4 protein-coding genes are annotated in these 7,154 nt (G+C 72.3%); 1 reads left to right on the top strand and 3 read right to left on the bottom strand.

From position 1 onward, the window contains the following. Positions 1-537 precede the first annotated feature (537 nt). Positions 538-2,301: a sensor histidine kinase gene (locus tag NBZ83_RS28400; protein ID WP_261565936.1), complete on the top strand. Its 1,764-nt coding sequence runs from the start codon at positions 538-540 to the stop codon at positions 2,299-2,301. A gap of 9 nt (positions 2,302-2,310) precedes the next feature. Here the strand turns inward: NBZ83_RS28400 and NBZ83_RS28395 are convergent, their stop codons facing one another. The 3 genes from NBZ83_RS28395 to NBZ83_RS28385 form a co-directional block, all read right to left on the bottom strand. Then, positions 2,311-3,006, bottom strand: coding sequence for a response regulator (locus NBZ83_RS28395; RefSeq protein WP_438803142.1), 696 nt, complete (start codon positions 3,004-3,006; stop codon positions 2,311-2,313). A gap of 1,547 nt (positions 3,007-4,553) precedes the next feature. Further along, a complete protein-coding gene (locus NBZ83_RS28390) occupies positions 4,554-6,062 on the bottom strand; it encodes an MFS transporter (RefSeq protein ID WP_261576162.1) in 1,509 nt (502 codons plus the stop codon). A 150-nt stretch (positions 6,063-6,212) separates the two neighbouring features. Then, positions 6,213-7,085 carry a rhomboid family intramembrane serine protease gene (locus tag NBZ83_RS28385; RefSeq protein WP_261565939.1) on the bottom strand — a complete coding sequence of 291 codons (873 nt, stop codon included), beginning with the start codon at positions 7,083-7,085 and terminating at the stop codon, positions 6,213-6,215. Positions 7,086-7,154 lie beyond the last annotated feature (69 nt).

The following is a 7,154-nucleotide window of genomic DNA, read 5'->3' as shown; positions in this document are numbered from 1 at the left end:
CACCCCGGTGGGACGCCGCGAGCCGGGCGGCGGGGCGCGCTCGGGAGCGCACGGGGAGCGTTCGGCGGGGCCCGACGCGGTGCGGGACCAGAAGGCGGACGGGGCTGGGGTGCGCCGATTCGCCGGCGAAGGCACAGCGGGGCGGCGGGACTCGTCAGTCGACCCGCCGGGCGGCGACGAGGCGCCTCAGACCCGCCCGGTACACGCCGCGCTGACGGCCCGACCCAGGTCCGTCACGCGATCGCGATGCAGGAAAAGGCGCAGCACTGCCATGCAGCACACTGTACTTCTGGTCGTGGCCACGCTCCACGTTGCCGCCACGGCGGACCGCGCCGTGTCGGCGGCGGCGCGGCGGACCCGGGCGCCGGCGGCGGAAGGGACCCGGGCCGCCGCGGCAGGTGTTCCCCGAAATCACGCTGGTGGATATCCTGCACGCCAAAGTGATCCCACCTTTGGGCGACCGCTCTTCGCCGGGGGTCCGACAGGGAGCCGGGCGAAGAGAGGAGGAATCACCCGCGATGACCGTTGTGCCCTCCGATGAGTGAGCCGCCGGCCCTGGCCGGTCCTTCGTCACTCGATGAGCTGCGTACCCGCCTGTCCGCGCAGGTCGACGCGGTGGCGTCGACGCAGTCGCGGATGCAGGGCCTGCTCGACGCGGTGGTCGACGTCGCCCGGGAACTGAGCCTGCCGGTCACGCTGCGCCGCATCGCGCAGGCGGCCAGCCAGCTCGTCGACGCCGAGTACGGTGCCCTCGGGGTCATCGGCGAGGCCGGCGAGATCACCGAACTCATCCACGTCGGATTCGCCGAGGGTGTGCCCGCGATGATCGGCCGGCTGCCGCTGGGGCGCGGGCTGATCGGGGAGAGCCTGCGCAATCCCCGACCGCTGCGGGTCCCCGATGTCACGCGCCATCCGGCCGCCGCCGGGTTCCCCCCCGGCCATCCCCGATTCGACACCTTCCTCAACGTTCCGATCATGGTGCGGGGAGAGGCGTTCGGCACCCTGTTCCTCGGGGCGAAGCACGGCGGCGGCGAGTTCACTCCGGAGGACGAGAGTCTGGCCAGCGCGCTGGCCGCCGCGGTCGGCTTCGCGATCGAGAACGCCCGCCTGTACGAAGCGACGCGGCGCCGCCAGGCCTGGCTGGCCGCCAGCGCTGAGATCACCACGGCGCTGCTGTCGGCGGCCGAACCCGAGGAGGCCCTCGAGCTGGTGGCGCGCCGTGCCCGGCAGGCGACCGCCGCCGGCCTCGCGGCGATCCTCGTCCCCGATGCCGCCGGGCTGGTCGTCGGGGTGGTGGACGGACCGGGGCAGGAGCACCTGCGCGGCCGGGTCTTCACCGACAACGAGCGGATGACCGAGGCGATGCGCACCGGGCGAGCCGTGCTGGTCGGCGCCGCCGCGCAGGGTGGTCCGCTGCTCGGTGCGGACGCCCCCGACGCGGCAGCCACGGTCGGGATGGTCGTGCCGCTGATGGCGGGCGGGCGGGCGCTGGGCATCCTCGTCCTCGGCGCGAGTGGCCCACTCGAGACCTTCAGCCGCCTCGACCTGGAGATGGCGGCGGCCTTCGCCGGTCAGGCCGCGCTGTCGCTCGAACTCGCCCGTATCCACCGCGACCGCGAGCGCCTCGCGCTGTTCGAGGAACGCGACCGGATTGCTCGCGACCTGCACGACGTGGTGATCCAACGGCTGTTCGCGACGGGCCTGCAGATGCAGAGCCTCGCCCGCGTCCTGGACGGCCAGGCGGCGAACCGGCTGCACGTCGCCGCCGCCGAGCTCGACCAGACCATCGCCGACATCCGCCAGACCATCTTCTCGCTGACGACCGCCGACCTCGACGATGCCGACCTGGGTACCGAGATCCGGGCAGTCATCGCCCAGACCGAGCGCGCGCTCGGTATCAGCCCCGTGATCCGGGTGGACGGCCCCATCGACCGCCGGGTGCCCGCGGCGATCCGCCCGCACATGCTCGCCGCGCTGCGGGAGGCGCTGTCCAACATCGCCCGGCACGCCCGGGCCACCCGCATCGACGTGCTGCTGCGGGTGAGCAGCGTGGACATCCTGGTCGAGGTCCGTGACGACGGCTGCGGCCCCGGCGGAGCCTCCCGCAGCAGCGGGCTTGCGAACCTGCGCAGCCGGGCGCTGGACCTGGGCGGTCGGATGGGGTTCGGCCCCGGCGAGAACGGCATCGGCACGACCGTGACCTGGCTGGTCCCGCTCATCACCCCGCCGGGAGCACTGCACGTGTCCTCGCCGGCGGACGACTCGGCCGCCGGCCAGCGCCCGCCCGGGGGCGGGCGCTAGCCGGCCGGGTCAGGTGTTCAGTCGGGTGGCGAAGACGGCGGCCTGGGTGCGGCTCTCCAGGCCGAGTTTGGCCAGCATGCTGGAGACGTAGTTCTTCACCGTCTTCTCCGCGAGGAACATCCGGCTGGCGATCTGGCGGTTCGTGAGCCCCTCCGCGATCAGCCGCAGAATGCGTCGTTCCTGGTCGGTGAGGCCGGCGAGGCGCTCGTCCTCGGCCGGTCCCTCCCGCAGGCGCACCAGCACCCGTGGGGTGACCGCCGGGTCGAGCAGGGACTTGCCCGCGGCCACCTGGCGGACCGCGTCCACCAGGGCGGTGCCCCGGATCTGTTTGAGGACATAGCCGGCCGCGCCGGCCATGATCGCGGTGAAAAGTGCCTCCTCGTCGTCGAAGGAGGTGAGGATGAGGCAGGCGATGTCGGGGTCGGCCGAGCGAACCTGCCGGCAGACCTCGATGCCGCTACCGTCCTCCAGTCGCGCGTCGAGGACCGCGACCCGCGGCCGCAGCGTGATGATCTGGCCAAGCGCCTCGTCGGCCCGCCCGGCCTCGCCCACCACCTCCACGTCCGGCTCCTCGGTGAGGAGATCCCGCAGCCCGCGACGTACTACCTCGTGGTCATCGAGAAGGAACACCCTGATGATTCCGGTGGTCGACGGTGGGGACGCGGTGTCACCGACACCGGCCCCGACCGCCACTTCGTCTGACACCGTTGACTCCGCCCGACCTCGCTGTCGTAGAAGACCGTCGCTGTATGTCACGTGCGGCAAGCAGAATATAACGCTCGTAGTCCAACATCCGGGCTGGCTTGGCGGAACGGAGGGGGCGGCGAGCCGCGCCTCGGTGGGGCTGGGAACGCCATCCGTGGAGCCATCCCGAACGGGGGGGGCTCGTGAGGTCGCCACCGACGTGGAACAGCCAGGTGATCATCTAACTGCTATGTGTAGTTCCCATATGTGATCATGGCATGATTGTCGCGACCGAAATCCGCGCCACGCCTCCGGCGATTTCTTGGGCGGGGTGGCGGACCCCGCGCGGTGATCCGTGTCGACGTCTGCGCCGCACCGATCGATCGCTCCTTGGCGTGCATCAATCATGTCCGACCTCCTGGTAGTTTGCGCCGTTATGTCGTCACTGTGTCGGAACACACCCCGATGCGGACTGCATCCGGTCGGTCCGTCAGAATGCGGTTTCACCCACGCCGACGGCCTGTTGGCCGGACCGTCCCCAGGGCCGGGGGACGCCGGCGCTGCCGAACGGGCGTGCGGACGATGCCGACTGCGTGAGGAAAGGACGTGCGCGCGTGCGATGGGGTAAGAACGACGACGCGGTGCCCATGACGGCCGAGGCGAAGATCGCCACGTTGCTGGCCGCTCAGACCGAGGATGCGCCCCCCGGGCCACCCGGTGGCTCGGTCACGAGCCGGTCGTGGACCTTGACCGGGACGGTGAACCTCGCCGCCTCGACCACCTACCGGGTGTCGGCGACGGTCACGACGTTTCCGGCCGCCGATCCGGCCGCCGGCGGCGGTCAGTATGTGGAGGACGCGGAAACGGAAAAGGCCGTCGCCGCGGCGGATCCGGCGCTGTCCTACGAGCAGCTCGCCCGCTACCGCGACGTGCTGAGCGCCGACGGCTACACCGTCACCGAGATCTTCGAGGGATGGCGGACGGTCGCCCTCGACGTCGCGACGGCCGCCCCGGCCGAGGTCCCCACCTCCCGCGGCCGTAAGGCCGTCGCCGAGCCGGTCACCGCCGTGGAGCCGGTTACCGTCGCTGTCGAGCCGATCGCCGACTCGGCCGACGAGACCGTCGCCGAGGCCGATGCCACCGACGGACCCGCCGCGCCCGATGGATCCACCCCGGCGACGTCGACGGGAACCGAGGCCACCGAGGTGCTGCCGTCAGCGCCCACCGCGGGGACGGCGCCCGACGCCGATGCCGCCGAGACCGTCGTCGCCGAGACCGTCGCTGCCACCGCAGTGTCGGCTGATGTGGCGTCGGCCGAGGTAGCCGACGTGGCTGCGGCCGCCGATCCAGCCGTGGCCGCGGACTCGGCCGTGGCCGCCGATCCGGCTGTGGTCGCCGACGAGGTCGAGCCCGCCGAAGCTACCGAGAAGGCCGAGGCCACCGATTCCGCGGCGGAGGCCACCGAGGGCGCGAGCGACGCCGCGACTGTGGTCGCGGCGGCGGGGCGCAAGGGCCGCAAACGGCGCGGTGACGCCGAGGCTGCCCGCCCCGGAGCCCGGCGTGGACTGCTACGTCGCCGGCCCACCGAGGTCGCCGCCGCCGCTGCTGTGTCGGCCGCCGCTGCTGTGTCGGCCACTTCCGGAGGGTCTGGTGCCTGCGCGACGCCGACCCCCGCCGCCGAGACGGGCGGTGCCGTCGGCGCCGCGGCCGGGGAGGGGGCCGACGGCCAGGCGGGCGACAACACCGCCTCCTGAGCTGTCGCCGGCGAACCGCTGCGCCGCGAACCACCGTCGGGCGAAACCACTGCCCGGCGAGCGGTCCGCCGGCGAGCGGTCGTCCGGCAGGTGCTGGCGGCGGAGCAGGGCCGTCAGGCCGGCGAGCAGGCCCGCGCCCGCCGGCACGACGTAGCCCAGCCGCGCGCCCCCGGCGTCGATCAGGCGGCCGGCCAGTGGGGAGCCCACGGCGAGGCCGGCGACCACTGCCATTGTGAGCCAGGCGAAGCCCTCGGTTCGGGCTTGCGGTGGGACGATCCGTTCCATGATCGCGTTGGAGTTGATCATTGTGGGGGCCACGGTGGCCCCGGCGAGGACGGCCAGCGGGATCATCGCGGCCACGCCGACACCGGCGAGGGGAAGCGCGAAGCCGACCGTCAGCAGCGCGACGGAACGCAGCAGCCGGGCCCGCAGCGGGCGATCGGGCCTGCGGGCGCCGCTGATCAGGCCGGAGATCCCCGAGCCGGCCGCGAACATGCCCAGCAGCAGCCCGCCGACGGCCGCCAGCCCTTCCTCGCGGGCGAAGGCGACCATGGCGACGTCGATCCCGCCGAAGCCGATCCCGATTGCGAACACGATCGCGACCAGGGTGCGAGTGTCCGGCCGCCGCATGATCCGTTCAGGCGGCGCGGCCGACGCCGAGCGAGGACCCGGATCGGTGCCATGCTGCAGCGCGAGCCCCAGGGCGCCGATCCCGAGCAGGACCGCCGAGGCCAGCAGACCCGCGGCGGGGTCGACGAGGGTGACCAGAGCCGTCACCAGGGTGGGCCCCAGGATGAACACCAGCTCGTCTATCGCCGCCTCGAGCGCGAGTGCGGCGGGCAGCAGGGCGCTACCCGTCAGCAGCGCGCTCCACCGGGCCCGCACGCAGGTCCCGACGGGCGGCAGGCAGCCGCCGGCGACCGCCGCGGCGAGGAACCACAGCGGGCGGGGTGCGTCGGCCCGCACCGCCGCCAGTAGCGCCGCCACCCCGAGCAGGTGCCCGGCGAGTCCGGCGAGCAGCACCCTGGTCTGACCGAAGCGGTCGAGGGCGCGGCCCACCCGCGGCACGCACACCGCCTCGCTGAGCGCCCCGGCGGCGGCGACCGCGCCGCCCACGGCATACGAGCCGGCACGGTCCTGGACGACCAGCACGGTGCCGAGCGCGTGCATCGCGATCGGCAGCCGTCCCACGAACGCCGGCACCATGAACTGGGCCGCGCCGGGGGTCGCGAGCGTCCGCCGGTAGACGTGGCCGCCCGCGCCGGACGCGGGGGCCCCGGAGCCGGAGGCGAGGGCGGGTGATGTTGAGGGCGGGTCGGACATAATTCGACAAGCGTGCCGCACCACACTGGCGGATACCACCGGATTTCCCCAGATCAGGAGCGGAAACAGGCCCCGCAGCACCGGGCCACCACGGACCGCCCCGCATCCGGACCGACTACCACACGCCGCCACTGCACCGATCCGGAGAGATCAGTAACCTCGACGATGGCGGGCGGCGGCGGCGGAGGCTCCGGTCCCGCGGATCCACCGGTGCTGCGGTACCCGGGGCGGCGTGCCTGGTCCGGCCGCGCGCAGCTGGCGGATGAACGGCGCGACGAGCAGTGCCCCGACGACGAAGCCGACGACGTGCGCCCCGTAGGCGACGGCACCTCCGTCGGCGACGCCGAACCCCGTGAAGTACACGTACTGCAAGGCGAACCAGAAACCGAGGACAATCCAGGCCGGCAACCAGAACGGCAGGAAGAACAGGACGGATACCAGGCCGATGACGCGGGCCCTGGGAAACAGGACGAGATAGGCGCCGAGTACTCCGGCGACGGCGCCCGAGGCGCCGATCAGAGTGTTCGACGACCCGCTTTCGAACAACGCGAAGCCGTAGGTCGCCGCGTACCCGCAGACCAGGTAGAACAGTAGGTAGAACAGCCTTCCCATACGATCTTCGATGTTATTGCCGAAGACTCCGAGAAACAGCATGTTACCGATCAGGTGAAGCCAGCTACCGTGTAGGAACATTGCGGACAGAACCGAGAGTACCGGAATCTTGTCGAAATTCGCCGGCGACTGCACGATGCATCCGGGATTGCCGGCGGCGTCGACGCCGATGTGACCCGAGTAGGCGGCCGAGAGCTGGGTGTTGTGTACGAGCTCCCGGGGTATCGCGCCCCACTCCTGGAAGAACCGCTGCTGCTCGCAGGCGTTCTGCGGGGTCGAGGTCCCGATCCCGGCGATCGAGCTCACCACGGGCTCGAAGAAGACGAAGATCACCACGTTCACGGCGATCAGCAGCCAGGTGATGATCGGCCGTCGGCTCAGCGGGTTGATGTCGTGAATCGGGATGACCACGCCGCCCATCCTGCCCGGTGCGCCGGGCGGCGTCGCGAGCGGGCATGGCGGGCATGGCGGGCATGGCGG

The sequence above is a fragment of the Frankia gtarii genome, assembly GCF_025403375.1.
GTDB classification, from domain to species: Bacteria; Actinomycetota; Actinomycetes; order Frankiales; family Frankiaceae; genus Frankia; species Frankia gtarii.
This window is presented reverse-complemented; position numbering and strand designations above follow the sequence as displayed.